Genomic DNA, 22,708 nt, shown 5'->3' with positions numbered 1-22,708 from the left:
TTACTGGGAATGTGGGATGGGGGATTTGTGCGAGGGGGGAGGGGTCGCGTCCGTGGGAGAGCGGGGGAGGGGAAGAGGAATACGGCTGCGGGGTTAAGAAGGTCTAAGACCCCGGCAATCTGCTAAATACAAGGGAAAAGCCGCCCAAACTCCTGCGCTCAAACAACTGTGCGGCTTTCCCCTTAACGCAGATTCCCAGGGCCTAAGTCCTTCTAAACCCCTGTAGATGCATTCCCCTTCCCCTCCCCCGCTCTCCCACCCACTACGTATTTTTCTCCCACCTGCCCATATCCCCAACGCCGGGATATAGAAGTGCACGGTGAAATGCCAGATAAACATGACAGTTAGACATGCCAGATAAACAAGCCAGTTAGAAATGTCAGATGAGAATGTCAGCTTGGAATGTCAGGTGTATAGAATGGTAAAATCTGAGCAATGGAGCGGAAACTTGAAGGGCAGCGTCCTTAATCTATCAGCTGGGGAAAGACAGCGGATGAGAAAACGCAATGGGTGGGAGGAAGGGAGGAGGCAGGTGGGGATGCATCTACAGGGGCTTAGTCGGTCTTAGGAGGTGTGAATCGGCGTTAAGAGTAAGACTGCACAGCTGTTTGAGCGGAGCGAGTTTGGGCAGTCTTACTCTTGTATTTAGCCGATTCGCAGCCCCTTAGACCGGACTTGCCCCGCAGCCGTATCCCCACCTGCCTCCTCCCTTTCTCCCACGGACGCCAATACCTCCCCCATCCGCGTTCCTCTCCCCATATACCTCTTGCCCCCGAACACATATTCTGCTATGATATCTGTAAACAGACAACAACACAGAAAGGCCGGTGTTTTATCATGGGACATGGGGAGCGTCTTATTTTTCATATTGATGTTAATTCAGCATTTTTAAGCTGGGAATGTGTATACCGGCTTTTTAAAGACCCGCAGGCCCTGGATTTGAGAACGGTTGCTTCTGCGGTTGGAGGGGACGCCAAGTCCCGCCACGGAATCGTGCTGGCCAAGTCTCCTTTGGCCAAGAAGTATGGAGTCACCACAGGTGAGCCCCTGGTTCAGGCCTTGCGTAAGTGCCCGGATCTGGTGGTTGTCCCGTCCCGGTTTGATTTTTACATTAAATGCTCCCGCCGCATGATGGATCTTTTGGAGGAATATACGCCGGACCATGAGAAATTCAGTATCGACGAGATTTTCCTGGACATGACCAGCACTATCCACCTCTTTGGCAGTCCCATGGAGGTGGCCAATGAAATCCGGGAACGAATCCGGAAGGAACTGGGATTTACTGTAAATATCGGAATCTCCACCAATAAACTTCTGGCGAAGATGGCCTCTGACTTTGAGAAACCGGATAAATGCCATACCCTGTTTCCTCAGGAGGTGCCCGATAAGATGTGGCCCCTGCGTATACGGGAGCTGTTTTTTGTGGGAGGCGCTGCCCAGAGGAAGATGGAAAACCTGGGGTTACATACCATCGGGCAGCTGGCATGCTGCAACCTGGAAGTGCTCAAATCCCACCTGGGCGAAAAGTATGCGGTCCTCATCCGCCAGTATGCCAACGGCATTGATGATGACCCTGTGGCTGAAAAGGAACCTGTAAATAAGGCATATGGCAACAGTATCACCCTTTCCAGGGATATATCTGACTACGAAAGCGCCTGTCAGGTCCTGCTCTCCCTCTGTGAAACCGTAGGCGCCAGGCTGAGGGCGGACCATGTGCTGTGCAATAATGTCTGTGTGGAGCTGCGTGACTGGGAGTTCAGGAACCAGTCTCACCAGATGGTCATACCCGAACCAACGGATTCCACCTCCGTGATTTATGAGTATTCCTGCCGCCTGCTGAGGGAATCCTGGAATATGACGCCCCTGCGGCTCATGGGTGTGCGGGCCGGTAAGATATCTGATGACGGTTTCTCACAGATGAGCCTTTTTGACGACCCCGGACTTCAGAAGAAAAAGGATTTTGAAAAGGCAGTGGATGCCATCCGCAGCAAATACGGAATCGACAGCGTAAAACGGGCCAGCTTCCTGCGTAAGGACGCCATCGTGGACCACGCTGCCAGCAAGAAAAAACATTTGAATTAACACCTTATCCAGACAGTTAACAGGATTCTATACAGAAAACAGAGTTGAGGAACAGACATGAGACGGAGCGCTATATGTTATACCATTGGAGACATGGAGGACGGAATTGTCCTAGGTCAGTTTTTAAAGGCAAAGGGATTTTCCCACCGGCTGGCAGTGCGCATTAAGGCCGCGCAGGGACTTGCAGTGGACGGAATTGCGGCATACGCAGGTTACCGGCTTAAGACCGGGCAGACAGTGGAGGTAACCCTGCCTGAGGAGGAGGATTCCGGGAATATTGTACCGGTAAAGCTTCCTCTTTCTATTGTATATGAGGACGAGGATATACTGGTAATCAATAAGGATGCAGGCGTGCCTATTCACCCCTCCCAGGGCCACTATGACAATACCCTGGCCAACGCCGTCTCCTGGTATTTCCATGAAAAGGGGGAGGCTTTTACTTACCGGGTTATTAACCGGTTGGACAGGGATACCACCGGTCTGCTGGTCCTGGCCAGGCATATGCTCAGCGCCTGTATCTTATCGGAACAAATGACCGGGCGCAGAATCAGGAGGGAATACAGGGCCATTGTACTTGGACATACACCTGAGGAAGGCACGGTTGACAGCCCCATTGCCAGGGCTGAGGGCTCCACCATCGAGCGCCGGGTGGACCATGAAACAGGAGAAAGGGCAGTCACCCATTTCCGTACTCTGCTCTACAATGAAGAAAAGGACCTGTCTCTGGTGAGTCTCAGCCTGGAAACAGGCAGGACACATCAGATACGGGTCCACATGAGGTCTATAGGGCATCCGCTTCCCGGAGACTTCTTATACTGTCCGGATTACCGGTATATCGACCGCCAGCCGCTCCACTCCTATCTTCTCAGGTTTGAGCATCCCATTACAGGAAAGGAGATGGAATTCACGGCCGGGCTGCCTGAAGATATGAAACAGCTTCTGCCGTCCGGCATCTGACTGTTTTTAATTCCACCGCAGACCCTTGGGATAATGGTTTTTGAGTATGCCCTTCGCATACTTGGCCCAGCCCAGGCTGAAACCGCCGGTACATACCAGCACCCAGCCTTTCAGGCATCCCTCAGGTGTTCCTGCGTCCTCGCTGAGAGCTTCTCCTTTCAGGTACCGGATTATGCTGTCTCCGGAGGGGGACAGTTCCCAGAAGCACTGCGCCTCCTCTTTCCTGAGCGCCAGTGCCAGGGCATGGGATGGCTCAAAACGGTTCTTTTTAAGGGTGCCCATATGAAGACCCGGCCGGAGAATCTTAAGCCCCTTCATATCCGGCATATCGGCCGGCATCAGATACAGCTGGTCCCCGAACAGCACGTATTCCTTCCTTTCCAGAAAGGTATCCGGTTCTGACAGGGTGTCCCGGATAAAGGGTTCATAATCCCTGAACACTTCTTTTCTCTTTCTGCCGTCCAGATACAGCTGGTCCCGGTTTCCGGCTTTTACCGCAGTTTCCGGCTCTCCTTCTTTTCTTAAGACAGCCATGAAATGGCCTTCTCCCTCCAGGATGTGGGGCATAATGCGAAAGGTCCGCTCCAGGCCCCAGCCTTCCGCCTCCGGCCCGGCCCACTGAGGCTTTCCTTTCGTAAAACCAGAATAGGCAGGCATCTGTTCCGTGCAAAATTCCGGATGGCGTCTCAGGAAGGCCAGAACCGTACCCTCATTCTCCTCCGGGGCAAAGGTACAGGTGGAATATACCATTCTGCCTCCGGGCGCCAGCATAGACGCCGCGTGATCCAGTATCTCGCCCTGACGGGCGGCGCACATCTTCACATGCTCCTCACTCCACTGGCTTCTGGCGTCCTCATCCTTGCGGAACATCCCTTCTCCTGAACAGGGTGCGTCCACCACAATCTTATGAAAAAAATGGTCAAATGTCCCGGCCAGGCTTTGGGCATCCTCGTTGGACACCACTGCGTTTCGCACCCCCATCCTCTCCATGTTCTGGGAAAGGATTCTTGCCCTGGCCGGATGAATCTCATTGGACAGGAGAAAGCCGCTTCCCTTCATCCTGCTGGCGATGTGGCTGGATTTTCCTCCCGGCGCTGCGCACAAATCCAGCACACGCTCTCCCGGCCTGGGGTCTAATAATTCCACCACGGCCATGGCGCTTGGCTCCTGGATATAGTAAAGCCCCGCCTCATGATAGGGATGCTTACCTGGTCTGCTGCCGGAATAATAATACCCTTCCTTCACCCACGGAATCCGCTCAAGTGTAAATCCGGTCTCCTGCCCGATCTGTTTGGCTGCCTCGGCGGCACCGGCCTCTTCCCAGGTTACTTCGGCCTCACAGACCGCTTTGACCTCACAGTCTGCTTTGGCCTCACAGTCTGCCTTGGCCTCACAGACCGCCTTGGCCTCCCGGATTTCTTTGCCCTCTCCGTTTTTCCCCGCTTCCCTGTTTTCCCCGCTTCCAACGGCATCCTGTATCCGTATCCTGTCCGGGAATTTGAGGCTGTTAAACCGTAATCCCTGGACCCTCTCCTTATCATAGCTGGCCGCAAAAGCCGGATATTCTTCTCCTAATAATACTTTCATCCGCTCTTCAAATCGTACCGGTAAATCTGCCATACTGTCCTTTTCCTATCCTTATTGATATTATATCTTTATTGATTTTATGTCCTTATTGACATGATGCCTGTCCGCTGCGCATAAAGTAAATGAGCTGCTGCATCCATGATACAGCAACCCACTTCATCCTTCAATCCTTTATTCTGAATTACAGTATTATCTTGTAATCATCTCCGCCTTCACCGTTTACCACATAGTAGGCTGCGCCTTCGTTTGCGACAATGTACAGATCAATGGTCTTAATCTCAACGCCTCTGTGTGATTTCTTAAATGCCTTCACAGCCCTGTCCAGCACATCCTTTGCCACAAGGTCCTTGCCGTCAAACTGGAAATGTACGGCTGCCTTTGGCTCTGCTGCCTTCTTGGCAGGTGCCTTCTTCGCGGTTTCTTTCTTAGCTGCTGCTTTGGTGGCTGCCTCTTTCTTCTCTTCCGCCTTTGGAGCTGCCTCCTTCTTAGCTGCTTCCTTTGGAGCTGTCTCCTTCTTGGATGTTGTCTTAGCCGCTGTTTTCCTGGCTGTTGTCTTTTTAGCCGGAGCTGCCTTTGCTTCCTTCTCAACAGGAGCTGCTTCTGCCTTCACCGGAACTGCCGCCTCTGCCTTTGCTTCTACTTTTTCCGGAGCTGCTGGTTTTGCTTCTGTCTTAGCCTCTGCAGGCTTAGCTGCCTCCGCTGCTGCCTTTACAGTTGCCTTAACATCTTTCTTTTCTACCATAGTCCATATCCTCCCTAGTTTTGAATAATGGCTTTACGAGTAATCCCTAGATGCATTAAAGGCATTATAAAATGGTTTTTTCCATTTGTCAATAAATTCACTTGAAAAATCCACAGCCTTCTGCAAAATTCCTTGTGGTTCAGCCCCTCCTGGGCAGGTTCCGTCAGCTGACGCCCGGCCCGGCTGCTGAGCCGGACTGGGGTGTCTGGAAGGCCGGACCATACCCTTCTTCGGTATTGGGGGACGGCTGTGTCTGGGCAGGCGCTGCCGTAGTCTGGTCCGCGGGCTGTATGATTACCTGGGGCTGTGACGGCTGCGGTGATGTTTCAAGCGGCGCTGCCTCTGACGGCAGTGTTTCTGACGGCACAGTCTCCGGCAAAACGGACGGTGGGACCGCCGGTGGGGCCTGTGTGGGTACAGGCGCCGGCTGCGCAGGTGCCGTTGTCTCCCGGGGCGCCCTGCCGGAGGACTGGCTGGATTTCTTGCTCTCTGTTCCCGGAAGGTCATAACAGATAACAGGCATGCCCGCATATACATTTTCAAATAGCTCTTTTGCCTTGTCATAGGGCATATTTACGCAGCCATGGGACCCTCCGTTTTTATAGATGGAACCGCCGAAGCTGGACCGCCAGCTGGCATCGTGAAAACCAATTCCTCCGTTAAAAGGCATCCAGAACTTCACCGGGCTGGCATATCCCTCTCCCTTCAGCACCGCGTCTCTCTGCTTGTATGTAATAGAAAAAATTCCCGGCGGCGTAGTATGCCCCCTGGAAACATTGCCGGACACAAAATCAGATTCCAGCACCTTCTGCCCGTCCTTGTAAAAAATCAGGTGCTGGGCCGTCAGATTTACCTCTGCATAGGTACTGCCGTAATCCGGCCCGTCATGGCTTGCTGCTGTCTGCAAATATACAGGTTCCCTGGAGACACTCTCTCCTGCCTCCAGAATGCCCAGAAGCTCTCTTGTCTCCTCTGACTGATTGATCCTCCAGCCGTAAAAACCGGATACCTCCACATTCTGACCGTAGCTGGTGGCAAAAGAGCGCTTCCTGTATGCCGTATTATATTTAGAGGCCAGGCTCTTTACGTAGGCTGCGGCCTGGTCCGGGTCAATGGAAACCTGTTCCCCGTCAGACACAAGCCACTCATGTATCTCATCCCCGTCCAGCACCTCCGTCTTGCTGCCGAAGGTATAGGTCACAGTCATATTCACATAGCGGTTCCTGGCATCCCTGGCCGCTGCCAGAGAGGTATTGCCCCTGCGGATGGACGGAGACTTATAACATCCCAGGGCGTCCAGGTCCAATTCCGGGGCAAGGCTGGATATAGCCTCATCCACCTGGGCCCTGACCTTATCCATGTCAAGTGTGGTGCCCTCTGTCTCAGGCACAATGGAATATCCCTGGCCGCTCACATAGTCTGACAGGTAAGCGTCTGAGGGCAGGACGGCCCTGCTGCTGTCAAAGCAGGACAGACCGCCAAGGGTCTGAGCCAGAGCATCAGCATCATAGGCAATCATGGTCTTTATATCGTAAGATGGTCCCTTAAGCAGATATCTGGGCCAGCGGAAAGGATTCTGCTGGCGAATGATTTCCTCCAGGCTTCCGTCAAACACCGTATGAAGACCGATTTTTTCACCGGTGATTGTCTCCCGCTCCTCGTCCCGCAGCTTAAGTACAAGCCCGTACCCGTTTACGCCGGAGGCTATGAGTTCCTTTACCTCCCCTACGGTTTTCCCTGATACGTCCATCCCATTAATAACTGTATGGGGGAAATATGTATTCCGGTAACCCAGGGCTTTGTATGCATAGATTCCAGCCAGAACAGCGACGGCCAGAATCAGAACCAGAGCAGCGGTTTTCCAGCTCAGGAATTTATCAAAAGGACCTTTTCCCTGTGTATTAAACGTTCCCTGGCCGTCATTTTCCGGCTGGCCTCCGTGCGTTCTGTCTTCGCCCGTCCCCGGGGTGTCCTGTACCCGATTCTCCTGCAGCTTATTCTCCTGTACCCGCTTCTCCTGCCCCCCATTCTCCTGTACCCGCTTCTCCTGCCCCCTGCTTTCTGCCAGCTCCTTCTGACGCTGTCTGAAAGCCTCCCTGCTGCGGCTTCGGCGGGGACGCCTTTCCTCGCTCCGGGCTGGTACGGATTCTGCCTTGTTTCTTTCTTCCCTCATGCACCTTTACCTTTCTATGTCTTCCAACAGTCTCCCCACCTGGCTCTCCCCATATACTCTAATCCCGTGTTCCTTCAGACATGCGGCGCAGACACCGTCCCCTTTTGTAAGGGTGCCGGTAAATGTGCCGTCATAGACCTGCCCGCTTCCGCAGGAAGGGCTTCTCTCCTTTAGTATGGCTGCCTGGCAGCCGTAAAGCTGTGCCAGCTTAAGCACTTCCCAGGCTCCTTTTTCATACGCTGCCGTGACATCCTCGCCATCCCTTGTAACGACTCCCGAACCCGTTCGTTCCGCCGGTGTCCTGGGGGTGGCCAGACCGCCCATGATTTCCGGGCATACCGGAATCAGGTGATGTCTGCTTAGAAGTTCCTCTGCCTGGGACATAAGCACGCCGCGGCCGTCATATCTACATTCCACACCCAGCAAACAGGCGCTTACCAGTATATTCATATTCCTCTTCCTTCCATTTATGTATGTTTCTGTCCGACTGTCCGCAAACCGCCCCATCAGAACAGCCTGCGATTGTCCTTCAGCACCTTTCCGCTCAACATAATAAATGTTGTGGACGCAGCCGCGCAGGCCATAATATCCGAAATAGGCTCGGCATAGAACACAGCCTCCACCCCGAAATAACGGGGCAGCAGAATCATTCCCAGGAAATAGACCGATTTTCTGAACATGGACAGGCTGATAGCCACCTTTGCGATACCCATGCCTGTAAATCCGTCCACCACCGTATATTCCACAGCCAGTGGGATAATACACAGGGTAAATATGCGGATTGCCCACTCCGTAACCCGTACATAGGACATTTCCCTTGTAAATATCCTGACAAAATACCCCGGTCCTGCCTGGGCAATTATGAACATGACAGTTGTAAAGGCAACTGATAAAAGCAGTATATGTTTTTCCGCCTTCCGTATCCTGTCAGGACGGCCCGCACCATAATTATACCCCATGACGGTCTGTGTTCCACCGGTAATTCCTCCCAGCGGCATAGTGATAATCAGCATAAAGCTCTGTACAATGGTATTGCAGGTAAGAAGCATATCGCTTCTCTCAGGTCCGCCATAGCTGCTTATAACCATGTTCATAACAATAATGAGCAGGCTGTCCGAGGCAATGATTAAAAAGGGGGACAAGCCCACCAAAAGCACCTGCTTCATGGTCTTCCACCTGTAACCGCCAAAGGTAATCCGCACCAGAGGACGTTTCCCGAACAGAAACAGCAGCACGTAGATGCAGGACGCCATCTGTGACAGCACGGTTGCAATGGCAGCACCCCTGACTCCCATATTCATAACAAAAATGAACACCGGATCCAGCACAATATTGCTGACAGCCCCCAGCACCACTGATTTCATGCCCACCGTGGCAAATCCCTGGCATATGATAAACTGGTTCATGCCGGCTGAAATCAAAGCAAAGGCAGTACCTGTCAGATACCAGCTCATATACTGGTTGGCATAGGGAAATATGGCCGGGCCCGCGCCAAAGAACACCAGGAGCTGATCCTTAAACAGATAGGACACTATCATGATAATAAGGGCCATTCCTGTCAGAAGGGCAAAGCAGTTGGCCACCATCTGGGCGGCGGCCCTCTCATTTTTCTGTCCCAGACGGATACTCATAAGAGGCGCCCCTCCCACTCCAATCCAGCTGGCAAACGATGATATAAGGGTGACCACGGGACCGCATATTCCCACGCCGGCCAGGGCCAGGGCGCCAATCTCCGGAATATTCCCAATGTACATACGGTCCACGATGCTGTACATCACATTCACAAATTGAGCCAGCATGGAAGGAAATGCCAGCCTCCACACCAGCCCTCTGACTTTATCTGTATCCAGATTATTCTCTACTTTCAACTCCGTCTTCTCCTGATTCGATTTTATTCCTTTTGCCTCAATGGCAGGGACCTTATTCCTCTTTACGGCGGAACCGGTCTATATCCCTCACAAGGACAGACAAACTGTCCGTAATGTCTTTAAACGCTCCGTAATGATACAGATTCACAAACAGCAGACCAATGGGTACGGCCAGAATCATTCCCGCAATCCCGTCCGCCTTAAATCCCAGATACAGCAAAAACAGCGTGAGAAGCGGCGGCAGGCCCATACTGTCTCCCACCAGCTTTGGCTGCACAATCTGCCTTGTCACCTGGGTCAGTACATAAATCAGCAGCAGGCCGGCCGCAAAAGCGTACTCGCCCCCCAAAAGCTTAATAAGCCCCCATGGAAGAAGGGCTGTACCCGTTCCAAAGACCGGCAGAAAATCCAGAAAGGCGATGAGAAACGCCCACAGCGGACCGTAACCCACGCCCAACACGATAAACCCCACCGTAAGAATAAGCCACACCACTGCCATAATCTTAAACTGGGCCATGAAATAACCGCCTATGAGATGGCGCACCTCCCCCTTCAGATACAGCCCGTAACGGCCCGCCCATTGGGGCATATGGGCTTTTATGGCTGCCAGAATCCGGTCCCTGTCCACAATAAAGAAATAGGCGGACAGGATAGTGACCACGGTGTAGACCAGCATGGCCGGAAGGCTTTTGGCCACGGTTCCCGCCGCCTCCACAGTCGGAGATGCAATCTTCTCCACAACAGTTCCCATATAGCTTCCCAGATTGTTTCCAAACTGGGCCCAGCTCTGCTGTATGCTGTCGGGCATAAAATCAAACAAATGCTCCAGCTGCTCCATGCTGCGGGCCACATCTCCCTCAATGCCGGCATAGAGGCCGGGCAGGTCTATGATGAACTGGCGCAGCAGGACAAAGGTCCTTGACACCAGCAGATATAAGAGTCCGATAACAAGGGCCAGGGCTGCCGCCACAATGACAATGGAGCTGTGCCTGCGCACCAGCTTCACCCGCCGCTCCAGAAAGCGCACCAGGGGATTAGCAATCATTGCAATCACCCAGCCGATGACAAAGGGCATGAAAAATTTCAAAAGCTTAGGTCCCAGCAGGCAGATTAACAGCCAGCCCGTCAATGGGATTACAATATTAAGTATAAGGCGAAGATAATGCTTCCAGCCTGTTTCTTCCATCATATCCATCTCTCCTGACTGCTTTTTCCGTTCTCCGGAGCATTTTCCCTTTCCTTTACCCCGGAGCCGTTCTCCTTTTCATTTCCCATACGTCTGATTCATTTCCCATACGTCTGACCGCGATTCATCTTACCGGCACCCGGCTGTCCGGCCCCTCCTTACTGTCCTTACTCTGAATTCCCGGCCGGCTTCCACTCCTTCACGTACTGTTCCAGGAACCGGAACAAAACATCCATCTCCTCATCCGTGCCAATGCTGACCCGAAGGCTGTTGTCAAGTCTGGGCGCATTGAAATAGCGCACATAAATCTGCTCTTTCTTCAGCGCGTCGAATATGGCCCTGGCCGGAACGCGCTCATGGGTCACCAGAATAAAATTCGTCATGGAATCCGGGAATGTAAACCCAAGTTCTGCAAACCGTTTCTTGGAGCGCTCCCTGGTGGTCATGATTTTCGCCCTGGTCTCCTCAAAATACGCCCTGTCCTTCACGGCCTGGGTGCCCGCGATCTGGGACGGCAGGTTCATTGTATAGGAATTATAAGAATATTTAACATCATTCAGGGCTTTGATCAGTGCAGGGCTTCCCAGCGCAAAGCCAATGCGCACTCCTGCCATGGAACGGGACTTGCTGAAGGTCTGGACCACCAGCAGGTTGTCATACCCGGGCAGCAGCTCCCTGGCGGAGGGGCCTGCAAAGTCAATGTATGCCTCATCCACGATTACAATAACATCCTGGTTGGCCCTCACAATTTCCTCTACCTGGTCCAGGGGCATATAGAGGCCTGTGGGCGCATTGGGGTTTGGGAATATAATTCCCCCATTTTCCCTTTTATAATCCAGAGACCGGATAGCCATATTTTCGTCCAGTGCCGGCGTCTCATAGGGAATCCGGTACAGATCCGCCCAAACCTTGTAAAAGGAATAGGTGATGTCCGGAAACAGCACCGGCCTTTGGGAGTTAAAAAAGGTCAGGAAGGACATGGCTATAACATCGTCAGATCCAACGCCCACAAACACCTGGTCCTCCCCCACCCCGTAATATTCTGCCAGAGCCGTTACAAGCTCTGCGGAAGACGGGTCTGGATACTTGCGCAGACGGTCCGCGTCCATTTCCCTTAAGGCCCGTTCCACGCCCGGCGCAGGCGGATAGGGGTTTTCGTTGGTATTCAGTTTAATCAGCTTATCGCCTGCCGGCTGGTCCCCCGGTACATAGGGGACTACACGGCGTATATTCATTTCCCATGGTCTCATGTCTGCTCTCCTCCAGAATTTTTCCTTCTTACCTGCTGTATTCCGCCCGGCGCGGCTGCTTATTTTGTAAGGCCGTAGTCAGCCGCCACCTTTGCGAAGGCAGGAAGGGAACGTTCAATCTGCTCATAGGACACGCAGTAAGATATCCGCACATAGCCAGGGCATGCAAAGGAGGTTCCCGGAACCACCAGGATATTGTATTTCTTGCAGTTCTCACAGAATTTCTTTTCATCGGCCTCCGGTGACTTTACGAAAAGATAAAATGCTCCCTGGGGCTTGATGCACTCAAAACCCAGATCCTTAAGGCCGTTGTAGAGCAGGTTCCTGTTTCTGTCATATGCCTCCAGATTTACCTTGGCATCCAGGCAGCGCAGGATGACTCTCTGCATCAGGGACGGGGCATTGACACAGCCCAGCACACGGTTCGCAATGGTCGCTGCATTGAACACTTCACCGCTGTCCTTTAATGCATCGGGAATCACAAGATAACCAATCCGCTCTCCCGGCAGGGACAAAGACTTGCTGTAAGAGTAGCAGATAACGGTGTTGTCATAAACATTCGTCACATAGGGCACATCCACGCCGTCATAAGCCAGTTCCCTGTAAGGTTCGTCTGACAGCAGCACAATGGTTGTCCCCAGTTCCTTTTCTTTAGCCCTCATGATGTCAGCCATTTTTGTAAGGGTTTCCAGGGAGTATACCACTCCGGTAGGGTTATTGGGGGTATTGATGATAACCGCCTTGGTCTTTTCATTAATCTTCTGCTCAAACTCTGCCAGATTAGGCTCAAAATCCGTTGTGTCCGGTGAAATGACCACCAGATTTCCGTCGTAATTACGGACATAGTTGCCGTACTCCACAAAATAGGGAGCAAATGCAATTACCTCATCCCCCGGGTTCAGCAATGTCTTTAAAATCACATTCAGGCCGCTGGCTGCCCCCACTGTCATCAGAATGTTATTCTGGTGAAGCTGCGTGCCGAAGCGCTTATTTAAGGATTCAGCCACGGCCTGCCTTACATCCTCATAGCCTGCGTTGCTCATATAACCATGGACATAGGTGGACTCTTCTTCCTTCAGGATATCACAGACTGCCTGGTTCACCTCCGCCGGAGCCGGCACATTGGGGTTGCCCAGACTGAAATCATACACATTCTCCGCACCGTGGATGGCGGCCAGACGCTTCCCCTCCTCAAACATGGCGCGGATGGCGGAATTGTTATTGACCAATGGTTTCATTTTCTCTGATATCATACTTATGTCCTCTCTTTCTCCCTGACGGCGTACCTTACTTTATTTTACATATACTAGTTGGTCCATCTGTTGATATGATTGTAGCTTTATGGGGAAAGATTGTCAATAGGGGGATTTGGTTGTTAAGGGGCGGACGCTTAGGTGGTCCTCCCCTTCCTCTCACCCGCTGCGTTTCTCTGCGTCTGCACCGTTTATAACCAATCCGCAAAAAAGAAAAATGGCATGCCGGGACTACTGGCATACCCATAAAAAGACGCATCCAAAGCAATACCGCGCCTTGCCTGAATGCTGTTATAAGTTAATTTTAGCAGGCCCTCCCTATCCCATTTTCCATATCTTCAGGCAGAGACTTTTTCTTACCTGTGCGGAGAAAGGACAGCGGACGCCCTGATATGCAGTGGGTGAGAGGCGGGAACGCGGACGCCTATCCACGTCCGCCTGCCTCTCTCCCAAAATACTCCTTGGTAGCCTTCCTCACCTGCGGGGCCAGCGCCACCATGGCGATTAGGTTTGGTATGGTGAGAAGTCCCAGGGCTACATCCTGGATGACCCACACCAGTTCGATCTCCGCCAATGCTCCGATGATGCAGAAGCATGGGAACACGTATTTGAATTTATCGGCCACCTTTGTGCCGAATATGTAGTTCAGACCCACAAACCCGAAGTACCACTGGCTCATCAGGGTGGTGGACGAGAACATCAGGAGACAGACAGCCACCACATAGCGCAGGGGTTCCCACACGCTGGCAAAGGCATTGATGGCCAGTACGTTTCCCGGTGCGCCTGAATCCAGCACTCCGGTGACTCCCAGCACAAGACCTGTGATGGTACAGATGACAAAGGTGTCTAAGAATACCTCAGCCACACCTGTTATGCCCTGTTCCACCGGATGGTTTACCTGGGCCGCAGAGTGGATAACCGGCGCGGATCCCTCGCCTGCTTCATTGGAGTACAGCCCTCTTGCAACACCCTTCTGCATGGCAATCAGCATGGATCCCATGGCGCCGCCAGCCATGGCCCTGAGGCCGAAGGCTCCGGCAAATATGTCCGCGAACACGCCCGGTACCTTGGTGATGTTGGCCAGGATGATGAGAAGCCCGCCCACCACATAGATAAGCGCCATGGTGGGAACCAGCCTCTGGGCCACATGGGCCAGACGTTTAAGCCCGCCCAGGGTAATCACAAAGATGATAAGTACAAGGGCGATTCCTGTTGTGAGATAGGGAACGCCAAAATTCTCCTTCATGACGCCGCTTATGGTGTTGGACTGGATGAAGTTGCCTCCGATAATCTGGGTTACCATGAAGAAGGCGCACAGCACAGCCAGCCAGGGCGCATGCAGTCCCTTTTTGATATAGTACATGGGACCGCCCACGTAATTTCCCTCTTCATTCTTTTCACGGTACAGCATACCCAGTATGATCTCGCCGTATTTGGTAGCCATTCCCACAAAGGCAGCCACCCACATCCAGAAGATAGCTCCCATGCCGCCTGCCAGCACGGCTGTGGACACGCCCACAATATTGCCGCTTCCCACACAGGATGCCACTGCCGTACACAAGGCCTGGAAGGAAGAAATGGTTCCTGCTTCTTTGGATTCCTTGCTTTTTGAGAGAATGGGCTCCCAGATTGTCTTTCTTATGATGTATCCAAAACGCCGTATCTGTATGCCTCCTGTTATGATTGTATACAAAAGACCCACTCCAAGAAGCACAAACAACAGCCAGTTGCCCCACAGCCAGTCGTCAAAGGTCGTAAGAATCTGCTGAAGCTCTTTCATTCTTCCATTCCTCCTTTAGTACCTGATTACCATTCCAAATAAATGGGATTTGTCCATGCGGTGCGGCCGTATTTGTCCACTGCCTCCACACGTATATAGGTCTCATGGCCCTTCAAGGCATATTCCGCATGGTTCAGAGTATCCTTAAACCGCTCACCCAGAACCGTGGTCCCGTCATTGATGATATTTCCGCATACAAAGTTTACATGATTCACATTGGATGTGTCAATCCATACCTTGCCGTCCCGTACGCCCCAGTCATATATCTCAGGGCCGGATGATGAATAATAATTACCGTCAATAAAATTCTGTACAATGCCGTCATGGCTTAATTCAGGAGACTGCACGCAGATCCAGCCGCCGCAGGAATCCTCAAACAGCCCTTCATTGTGGTTGTCGTCGCTGGCAAATGCATTGATTTTCTTTCCCATGCGCAGCATCCTGTCCCAGTATGTCACATCGTAGCCGGTATTGGATTCCTGCACTGTATTGAAGTTAAATATCTCCAGGGAGCTGATGCCCTCTGTGTGGATAAACTCCTCTTCTGTCACGCGGCTCCAGATGGGATGATTATAGGTGGTCACACAGCCGTGGTCCCTCAGCATGTCAGCCACTTTCTGGGCAGCCTCAGGGCCGGTCCACTCCCCGAAAAATTTCATAGGGGGGATGAACTGCATGTGTCCGTAGGTTCCCAGGGGGGCCGCATCCTGCATGGCCTGCGTTCCCAGTATTCCGTGGAGGTGATGTATCTTATAGCGCTCGCTTGTGCCCTTTGCCCGGTACAGCACCACACTGCTCTCCACGGCCGGCACTATGATAAATTGTTCTGTGTTGAACTGCTCCCGATAGTCTGTAAATATGTCATGCTCCGAAAAACACAGGAAATGATATCCGTTGTCCTTGTAAAGCTTAACAGACTGCTCCGGGGTGAGCATGCCGTCCGACACCGTGGTATGACTGTGGATATTGCCCTTATACCAGTTTCCGCAATTTTTAAAACCATGATATTCCTTCATATATTCATACCGTCCTTCTGTCAAAATCAGTCCGCAGACCTACTCTGCCTTAGCTGCTGCCTGGCACTTCTTGATGCGGTGAATCAGGAATGTGGACACGCCCACGCCGATAACCGCCCATCCAATCATGACGCTGAATACAATCCTGAATCCTGCCATGCCCGGATACCTGTCAAGGAAACTGCCGTACATTACATATGCAAATGCATTGGGAAGGTAGATGACCAGGGATGCAAGGCTCATAGCTGCTCCCGTAATCTCCTTTGGAACCCTGACTTCATCCATTGGAGCAAAGAACACGGCTCTCATGGTAAATACAATGGCTCCGAAAGCCAGTGTGCACGCCGCGCCAATTATCCAGTTGCCGCCCTGTCCCAGGGACTCATGAGGCACCATCAGGAAAAGAGCCATGGCGATGATACATACCACAAAGCCTGCGCGGATATGCTTTGCAGAGGATTTGTGCACCTTATCGGACATAAAGCCGCCGATTGGTCCGCCTACCATCTTAAGGCCGTACTGGTTGATGATTCCGTACATACCTACGGCTGTTGCCGGAAGGAAGTAAATCTGGTTCAGGAAAGGAATAAAATATGTAAGTCCGCAATAAATACAGTATACCGTAAAACCATTCAAAGAAACAGCCCAAATATCAACACTCTTGATAGCCTGCATCATACCGCCAAAGGCTGCCTGTGCCTTATTGACTTCCTTGCCGGTTTCATCCACGCGTTTTTCATCATTGGGAACAAAAATCAGACAGAGAACGCCGGCTGCTGCCGTAACTGCTGATAAGAATAAGAGACCGCCCCTCAGCGCCGCTGCACCTTCTCCCATGGCCTTGAAGATGGCCAGTGCAGAGGATGCGATGATGACGTCCACAACGCCGCGCCCCATTTCCAGGAACCCGAACATACGTCCCTGTGTTTTCTCATCTCCCAGAAGACGGATGGCCTTTAACAGTACGGGCCAGTATGTAACCTCACCCAAAATAGCCATTACGCCGAAGGCTGCCAAAAATCCCCAGTATCCGGGGAAGGTGGAAAGATATACACCCACGATTCCAAGTCCAATCAGGGAGCCGCCAATCATATATTTCTTACTGAACATATCGCAGATATAAATACCTGCAATGAGGCCGATGGTCTGCACGATGCCGTAAGCACTTAGGGCGCCGCCGATTTGGGTATTGGTGAGTCCCATAAACTGCTGCATGGGTACATAGAACATGTCCTTCATGGACGAAAGCTTGAATGCAATACCTCCTGATAATGTGAGGATACAGAACACCAGCCAGCGGTTGGGTGCTGCTTTTACGATTTTCGCTCTTGTTTCATTATTCATATCTATTAAATCTCCTTTCGTTGTGTGTATCTGGTACCCACTCCATAAACGGTACCTCTCATTCCCTGCAAGACATTTCCATCTTGCTACAGACTTAGTATATCTGCTTTTGGTTGGGTTTTCAAGCTAATTCGCAATAATATCAAATTTTTTCGCAATTATACCAAATTATTTGTTGGCTTTTTGTGCATTTCGCATCTATAAAATTGCGAATATGTTGGTTATAATGAAATCGGTCGTATTAAACCCAAGTTTTTCGCAATCTTTTTTCTCCGCCGCAGTGAAGCGTTATTGGGATTAGCTTGGGAATTATTGCACTTTTCACTTTTCCATTTTGGGATTTTGGGATATAATAAATTGTGAATGACTTATGTTAAGAAAAGCATCAGAAGGGAGGGCTAAAACATATGCTGGCAAAACAGCGATATACAAAGATTCTGCAGCTTTTAGATAAAGACGGAATTGTACATACAGCCGAACTGGTGAAGCTGATGGGCGTTTCCTCAGAAACCATCCGCAAGGACCTGGAGTATCTGGACAGCCAGGGACGCCTGTCCAGGGTACACGGAGGGGCTGTCCCTGCGGATTCCGGAAAACCAGCGGATATTCCGGGGGGATACATTTCCCTTCAGATCCGCAACTCCCAGAACCTGGAGCAAAAAGCTGCCATCACATCAAAGGCAGCCGGCCTGGTAAGCGAAGGACAGGTGATTGCCCTGGATTACGGAAGCACCAGCCAGATGATGGCGCTTGTATTAAAGGAACGGTTCCGCAACCTTACCGTTGTGACCAACTCCATCCAGAACGCCCTGATGCTGGCTGAGAATCCCGGCATTACCATCATTCTCACAGGCGGTATTCTGAACCGGGATGAGTATACCCTGGTCAATGAATTCTCCTCCACGCTGGAAAGCATTCATATCGACATCATGTTCATGACCGTGACGGGCATTGACCCTGTCATCGGATGTACGGACCAGAGGCTGAGCGAGATACGGATACAGAACCAGATGCACCGTTCTGCCACCCGTACCATTGTCCTGGCTGACTCCACCAAGTTCGGAAAGGCCAGCCTGCTCAAAATTTGTCCCTTTGAGGAGGTAGATACCATCGTGACAGACTCCGGCATCTCCCCTCAGATGGAAAGCCGGATCCGGGGGGCCGGGGCAAAGCTTATCATAGCCTGACAAATAATACTGATAAAGAATAACAGAAAGGCGGAATATCATGAATGTATTTGATATCCTGGGGCCGGTGATGATAGGCCCTTCCAGTTCCCACACGGCAGGGGCTGCCAGAATCGGCAGGATAACCCTGGCTCTGTTGGGAGCGCCGGCCGTGAAGGCAGACATTTTCCTTCACGGCTCTTTTGCAAAGACCTATAAGGGCCACGGCACGGACAAGGCCCTGATTGCCGGTATCATGGGCATGGCCACAGACGACAGCCGTATACGCAGGGCGCCGGAGTTAGCACGGGAACAGGGTCTGGAAGTAAGCATTACCACAGGCGAAATCGACGGGGCCCATCCCAATACGGCCAGGGTCACCCTGACCGACGTTACAGGCAACACAGTCTCTCTTTTGGGAAGCAGCATCGGCGGCGGCAATATACTTGTCAAGGAAGTCAACGGCATGGAGGTATCCATCACCGGCCAGCACACAACCCTGATTGTGCTCCACCGCGACGCGCCCGGCACCATTGCGGCTGTCACGGAAGTCATGGCAGACGCCGGGGTAAATATCTGCAACTTCCGCCTGTCCAGGCAGAGCCGGGGCGGCGAAGCCGTGATGACCATTGAAATTGACGGCAGTTTCGGACCGGAACTGAACGAGAAAATCAAAGTGCTGCCCAACATTTTCTCCAGCACCATGCTTCAGCCCATATAGCTGATGAAACCCATAATTACAGGAGGAATTATATTTATGGAACCTGAATTCAATTACTCTTCCGTGGCATCCATCGTAGCTGCCGCCGAAAAAAGCGGTCTTCCCATCTCTGCCATCGTACTGAGGCAGCAGGCGGAACAGATGGAGCAGACAGAGGAATCAGTATATGAACATATGCGGAAAAATTACCAGGTCATGACAGAGTGCATTGATCCCGGCTGCAATAAAGACCTAAAAAGTACCAGCGGGCTGACCGGCGGCAGCGCCTATAAGATGCGCCGGATATCTGAAAACGGAAAGAGCCTGACCGGCTCCTTTCTCTCCGGTGCCCTGTACCGCGCCCTGGCTGTCTCGGAACTCAACGCTGCCATGGGACGGATTGTGGCTGCCCCCACAGCTGGAAGCTGCGGCATCCTGCCCGCCGCCCTGCTGACCATGCAGGCAGAAAAACAGATTCCGGAAAGAGACTGTGTCATGTCCCTGTTCACCGCGTCTGCCGTGGGCATGGTCATTGCCAACAATGCCTCCCTGGCAGGCGCCCAGGGCGGATGTCAGGCTGAATGCGGCTCTGCCGCCGCCATGGCTGCCGCTGCCATCGTGGAGCTGGCAGGCGGTACCCCGAAAATGGCGGAACATGCCATCGCCATTGCCATCAAGAATATACTGGGACTTGTATGCGATCCGGTAGCCGGGCTGGTGGAGATTCCCTGTATCAAGCGCAATGCTTCCGGCGTGGCAGGTGCTTTTGTGGCGGCGGAGCTGGCTCTGGCCGGCATCGAAAGCGCCATACCTGCGGATGAAGTCATCTGGACCATGAAGAAGGTGGGCGACGCCATGTCTTCCACCTTAAAGGAGACGGCCGAGGGCGGCCTGGCTGCCACCCCTACGGGAAGGCGTCTTCATGAACAGGTTTTCGGCACTGTTCGGGAACCAAAAAGCGGATGCAGCGGATGCGGGGGATGTTCCTCCTAAAGCGATGTGTTTAAACGGGATGCAGCGGTGCCGGACAGATAGTGCCGCAATAACAAAAACAGGGAACCAATCACCATAACGTGGTTGATTCCCTGTTTTTGTGTTCAGTCCTCTTCTGACCGTCTACTTCCCGTTATTCATGGGTATACCGGTAAAGAGTTCCGCTATCTCAGGAGTGATTCTGTTCTTTATAAGCAAGCCTCCCACTCCTGCTTCTTTCTCTGTCCTTATGGTACAGTGGGGGCCTCCCTCCACTGTCTCGCAAAGATAATTCATACCGCTGCTTTCATCTTCTGCAATGGCTTCCAGCAGCAGACCGATGGTATGGGAATCCTCAAATATCAGAGAACCGTCCTCCTGGTAGTTGGGATTGATTTTCTGAAGTTCTGCCAGGGTCTCTCCCTCCGGCAGTTCTCCCTGCTGTTCATAAAAATAATTCTGCACGTCAATGGCGATGCGCTCCACCTTCTCAGGCGCCAGACATGTGCCGGGTTCTATTCCCTGCTCCTTCAATAGCGTAATGGTCCGCTCAAAGGATGGGTACACCGGCCAGTACTGGCTCACATCCTCCACCTGATACCGCGCTATGCCGCCAAATGACGACCTGGCTGCCTGGCGCTGCTGCTGGAGATAGGTATTCTCCTGGTCTGTCATGAACATAAGGCTGCCCACAGGCATCTCCACCAGCCGCTCCTCCACGGTCAGCTCCCTCATATCCTGCTGATACGCCTTTAGCACGGCCTCCTGGACACGGCTGTCCTGGCTCACATCCGTGACCTGGTCCGCCTCCCTGTACATAATCTGTTTTACCTGTCCCGGTTCCTGGCTTAAAATCCTGTACATGCCTTCCTTATAAGCATCCTGTCTGTACAATGCCTCATAGGAATCCATCACGGCAGACAGAGGCAGGGAATAGGAACGTCTCACCTCACGGCCGTTTGCCAGGCGGTAGCATACCGTCATATTGGTCTCAAATTTCTCCTGGTCCGAATCCTCCCCTCCGCCTGACTTCATTGCCAAAAAGATGGAGGTGGGGCCGTCCGCCCCGCCGATATAGCTGATGGAACTGGCTGCATTGGTATGATAGCCGTCAACCCGGGCCACTGCCTTGCGTATGCCCAGCCGCTCATCCCTTCTCTCGAGGGCGCGCTTCCTTCCCTCTTCCACCATGGACATAACAGCCTCTTTATCGGTGAGCACCATGTTTTCTTCTATATATTCATATGGGTCTGCATAACGTATCTGCAGCTTTCCGTCACTGCCTGTCTCAAAGGTCTTATCCGAGAGCCATCTGCTGTCCACACTGATATCCAGGCTGGCGGATACGACCTTTTCCTTGGACGGAATATAGGAATCGTAGCCGTACCAGTCATACCGGAAGCTTAAGAATACCAGGATTCCAGCTGCAAGGCACAGTCCCAGCTGCAGTCTGTGACTGAACATCTTCTTAAAATCAAAATGATAGATAATTTCCACGATGCAGTGGGTCAGCACCACTGATACTATGGTTCCGAACAGTCCCCAGCGCAGCCTGCTCTGCAGCGACCAGAAGAACATGCCTCCGGCCAGACCAATTCCCAGCACCAGCAGTATACGGATAGGCGGCATGGATTTCTTAAATGCCATAGCTTTCCCAGCTGCTTCTGACGGACGTTTGCGGTACAGCCCCAAATCCAGTGTGGTAACTGCCAAAAATGCCAGTACCGTACAGATGAGCTCCGGAACATGTTTTGACAGTTCGTTCATCTTCCAGCCAAAGGAATTGATGTATACGCTGAATGGAGACAGGTACCTGACCCCCCACATAAAAGGCGACTGATCCGAACTCCACAGATATCTGGCCGTAGTGACGAAAAAGGTTCCGCAGTACCAGCACAGAAGCAGCATAATCCCGGGCAGCAGAAAAAAGAAAACGCCTGTTCCCAAAACGCCTACCACAATATTTCCCGTCATCATCATGGCTGCCACAGCAGTTGAATACATGAGGGCGTAATACAGCATGTTAAGAGCCCAGCCACCGGCCATGGCGCCCAGTATCCTGCCCGCAGGCACGCCGTAGGACATGGCCACCCCGGTAAGCAGCAGCAGGTTCAGACCATAGGCAGCGCCGACAATAAATATGCCTCCTGAGAACTGGACCCCAAACAGCGCCTCCCGCCTCACCGGAATACTGTGGTAAAAATCCACTTTTTTCTTATTATGCAGATAGGCAAAGCTGGATACGCCGATGACCACTGCCGCGGTTATCATCAAAAAGGCAATCATGCCGTTCCCGTATTCCACACCATTTAATACCACCTCTGTCTTCAGTTCCAGAAGCCTTGTCTTGTACTGAAGGTCGGTCATGGCGGCGTCCTGGATAAAAGGTTCATAATCATTGTACCTGTAGTAATTGGTGTTGGCTGCGTTCTCCATGTTCAGGGCCAGCCCAATGGGAAGAGTGAAGAAAAATGCCAGAAAAACCAGGGCAATGGCCCACAGCCTTCTCCTGAAATCCTCCTTTAGCAGCTTAAAGTATAAGCTTCCTGATGTCATAACCAGCCACCTCCGTTTCACTGATATAATCTCTCGGAATCTCTAAGCCAGTAAATATAAGGCTTTCAGATTCCTT

17 protein-coding genes are annotated in these 22,708 nt (G+C 52.1%); 5 read left to right on the top strand and 12 right to left on the bottom strand.

Translation table 11 applies throughout. From position 1 onward, the window contains the following. The first annotated feature begins 834 nt into the window (after positions 1-834). Together LI015_RS18820 and LI015_RS18815 are read left to right on the top strand one after the other, a co-directional pair. Positions 835-2,082 (top strand): DNA polymerase Y family protein, encoded by a 1,248-nt coding sequence (locus LI015_RS18820; RefSeq protein WP_227126047.1) that lies wholly within the window; start codon positions 835-837, stop codon positions 2,080-2,082. Between the two features lie 57 nt (positions 2,083-2,139). Next, complete coding sequence (locus tag LI015_RS18815) at positions 2,140-3,039, top strand: RluA family pseudouridine synthase (protein ID WP_002567162.1); 900 nt, start codon at positions 2,140-2,142, stop codon at positions 3,037-3,039. A 6-nt stretch (positions 3,040-3,045) separates the two neighbouring features. Here the strand turns inward: LI015_RS18815 and LI015_RS18810 are convergent, their stop codons facing one another. The 11 genes from LI015_RS18810 to LI015_RS18760 all read right to left on the bottom strand — a co-directional run bounded on the left by LI015_RS18810 (position 3,046) and on the right by LI015_RS18760 (position 17,238). Continuing rightward, on the bottom strand, positions 3,046-4,659 hold the full coding sequence (locus tag LI015_RS18810) for an RsmF rRNA methyltransferase first C-terminal domain-containing protein (protein WP_227125995.1): 1,614 nt from the start codon (positions 4,657-4,659) through the stop codon (positions 3,046-3,048). Between the two features lie 148 nt (positions 4,660-4,807). Continuing rightward, positions 4,808-5,368, bottom strand: coding sequence for a DUF6465 family protein (locus tag LI015_RS18805; RefSeq protein WP_227125992.1), 561 nt, complete (start codon positions 5,366-5,368; stop codon positions 4,808-4,810). 163 nt (positions 5,369-5,531) lie between these two features. Next, positions 5,532-7,541 carry a L,D-transpeptidase family protein gene (locus LI015_RS18800; RefSeq protein ID WP_227125990.1) on the bottom strand — a complete coding sequence of 670 codons (2,010 nt, stop codon included), beginning with the start codon at positions 7,539-7,541 and terminating at the stop codon, positions 5,532-5,534. Positions 7,542-7,547: 6 nt separating this feature from the next. Further along, on the bottom strand, positions 7,548-7,991 hold the full coding sequence (locus tag LI015_RS18795) for a DUF523 domain-containing protein (protein ID WP_227125989.1): 444 nt from the start codon (positions 7,989-7,991) through the stop codon (positions 7,548-7,550). A gap of 56 nt (positions 7,992-8,047) precedes the next feature. Next, positions 8,048-9,409, bottom strand: a complete 1,362-nt coding sequence (locus LI015_RS18790; protein ID WP_002567157.1) for an MATE family efflux transporter — start codon at positions 9,407-9,409, stop codon at positions 8,048-8,050. Between the two features lie 52 nt (positions 9,410-9,461). Further along, positions 9,462-10,598, bottom strand: a complete 1,137-nt coding sequence (gene ytvI / locus LI015_RS18785; RefSeq protein ID WP_002567156.1) for a sporulation integral membrane protein YtvI — start codon at positions 10,596-10,598, stop codon at positions 9,462-9,464. Between the two features lie 164 nt (positions 10,599-10,762). Further along, positions 10,763-11,845 carry a histidinol-phosphate transaminase gene (hisC, locus tag LI015_RS18780; protein WP_118019213.1) on the bottom strand — a complete coding sequence of 361 codons (1,083 nt, stop codon included), beginning with the start codon at positions 11,843-11,845 and terminating at the stop codon, positions 10,763-10,765. Positions 11,846-11,904: 59 nt separating this feature from the next. Continuing rightward, the gene (locus LI015_RS18775) at positions 11,905-13,098 is read right to left on the bottom strand and encodes a pyridoxal phosphate-dependent aminotransferase (RefSeq protein WP_002567154.1); all 1,194 of its coding nucleotides are present in this window, start codon (positions 13,096-13,098) and stop codon (positions 11,905-11,907) included. Between the two features lie 424 nt (positions 13,099-13,522). Then, the gene (locus LI015_RS18770; RefSeq protein WP_002567153.1) at positions 13,523-14,878 is read right to left on the bottom strand and encodes an alanine/glycine:cation symporter family protein; all 1,356 of its coding nucleotides are present in this window, start codon (positions 14,876-14,878) and stop codon (positions 13,523-13,525) included. A gap of 26 nt (positions 14,879-14,904) precedes the next feature. Further along, positions 14,905-15,894 (bottom strand): CehA/McbA family metallohydrolase, encoded by a 990-nt coding sequence (locus LI015_RS18765; protein ID WP_002567152.1) that lies wholly within the window; start codon positions 15,892-15,894, stop codon positions 14,905-14,907. A gap of 39 nt (positions 15,895-15,933) precedes the next feature. After that, positions 15,934-17,238 carry an MFS transporter gene (locus tag LI015_RS18760; RefSeq protein ID WP_002567151.1) on the bottom strand — a complete coding sequence of 435 codons (1,305 nt, stop codon included), beginning with the start codon at positions 17,236-17,238 and terminating at the stop codon, positions 15,934-15,936. Positions 17,239-17,645: 407 nt separating this feature from the next. Here LI015_RS18760 and LI015_RS18755 point away from each other — a divergent pair, with 407 nt between their 5' ends. The 3 genes from LI015_RS18755 to sdaAA are packed head-to-tail and all read left to right on the top strand — an operon-like array spanning position 17,646 to position 20,097. Then, on the top strand, positions 17,646-18,425 hold the full coding sequence (locus LI015_RS18755) for a DeoR/GlpR family DNA-binding transcription regulator (RefSeq protein ID WP_227125987.1): 780 nt from the start codon (positions 17,646-17,648) through the stop codon (positions 18,423-18,425). A gap of 40 nt (positions 18,426-18,465) precedes the next feature. Next, positions 18,466-19,125, top strand: a complete 660-nt coding sequence (sdaAB, locus tag LI015_RS18750) for an L-serine ammonia-lyase, iron-sulfur-dependent subunit beta (protein WP_002567149.1) — start codon at positions 18,466-18,468, stop codon at positions 19,123-19,125. Between the two features lie 36 nt (positions 19,126-19,161). Then, on the top strand, positions 19,162-20,097 hold the full coding sequence (sdaAA, locus tag LI015_RS18745) for an L-serine ammonia-lyase, iron-sulfur-dependent, subunit alpha (RefSeq protein WP_002567148.1): 936 nt from the start codon (positions 19,162-19,164) through the stop codon (positions 20,095-20,097). A 123-nt stretch (positions 20,098-20,220) separates the two neighbouring features. Here the strand turns inward: sdaAA and LI015_RS18740 are convergent, their stop codons facing one another. After that, positions 20,221-22,632 carry a DUF6449 domain-containing protein gene (locus tag LI015_RS18740; protein ID WP_002573527.1) on the bottom strand — a complete coding sequence of 804 codons (2,412 nt, stop codon included), beginning with the start codon at positions 22,630-22,632 and terminating at the stop codon, positions 20,221-20,223. Between the last annotated feature and the right edge of the window lie 76 nt (positions 22,633-22,708).

The organism is Enterocloster sp. 210928-DFI.2.20 (assembly GCF_020554465.1).
Classification (GTDB): Bacteria; Bacillota; Clostridia; order Lachnospirales; family Lachnospiraceae; genus Enterocloster; species Enterocloster bolteae.
The sequence above is the reverse complement of the archived record's forward strand: the minus strand, read 5'-3'. Positions and strand labels throughout refer to the sequence as shown.

Coding starts and splice junctions, on each gene's coding strand:
- LI015_RS18740 (WP_002573527.1), bottom strand. CDS start 22,632: ATGACATCAGGAAGCTTATACTTTAAGCTGCTAAAGGAGGATTTCAGG.
- ytvI (WP_002567156.1), bottom strand. CDS start 10,598: ATGATGGAAGAAACAGGCTGGAAGCATTATCTTCGCCTTATACTTAAT.
- LI015_RS18800 (WP_227125990.1), bottom strand. CDS start 7,541: ATGAGGGAAGAAAGAAACAAGGCAGAATCCGTACCAGCCCGGAGCGAG.
- LI015_RS18810 (WP_227125995.1), bottom strand. CDS start 4,659: ATGGCAGATTTACCGGTACGATTTGAAGAGCGGATGAAAGTATTATTA.
- LI015_RS18805 (WP_227125992.1), bottom strand. CDS start 5,368: ATGGTAGAAAAGAAAGATGTTAAGGCAACTGTAAAGGCAGCAGCGGAG.
- LI015_RS18765 (WP_002567152.1), bottom strand. CDS start 15,894: ATGAAGGAATATCATGGTTTTAAAAATTGCGGAAACTGGTATAAGGGC.
- LI015_RS18755 (WP_227125987.1), top strand. CDS start 17,646: ATGCTGGCAAAACAGCGATATACAAAGATTCTGCAGCTTTTAGATAAA.
- LI015_RS18815 (WP_002567162.1), top strand. CDS start 2,140: ATGAGACGGAGCGCTATATGTTATACCATTGGAGACATGGAGGACGGA.
- sdaAB (WP_002567149.1), top strand. CDS start 18,466: ATGAATGTATTTGATATCCTGGGGCCGGTGATGATAGGCCCTTCCAGT.
- hisC (WP_118019213.1), bottom strand. CDS start 11,845: ATGAGACCATGGGAAATGAATATACGCCGTGTAGTCCCCTATGTACCG.
- LI015_RS18760 (WP_002567151.1), bottom strand. CDS start 17,238: ATGAATAATGAAACAAGAGCGAAAATCGTAAAAGCAGCACCCAACCGC.
- sdaAA (WP_002567148.1), top strand. CDS start 19,162: ATGGAACCTGAATTCAATTACTCTTCCGTGGCATCCATCGTAGCTGCC.
- LI015_RS18775 (WP_002567154.1), bottom strand. CDS start 13,098: ATGATATCAGAGAAAATGAAACCATTGGTCAATAACAATTCCGCCATC.
- LI015_RS18795 (WP_227125989.1), bottom strand. CDS start 7,991: ATGAATATACTGGTAAGCGCCTGTTTGCTGGGTGTGGAATGTAGATAT.
- LI015_RS18770 (WP_002567153.1), bottom strand. CDS start 14,878: ATGAAAGAGCTTCAGCAGATTCTTACGACCTTTGACGACTGGCTGTGG.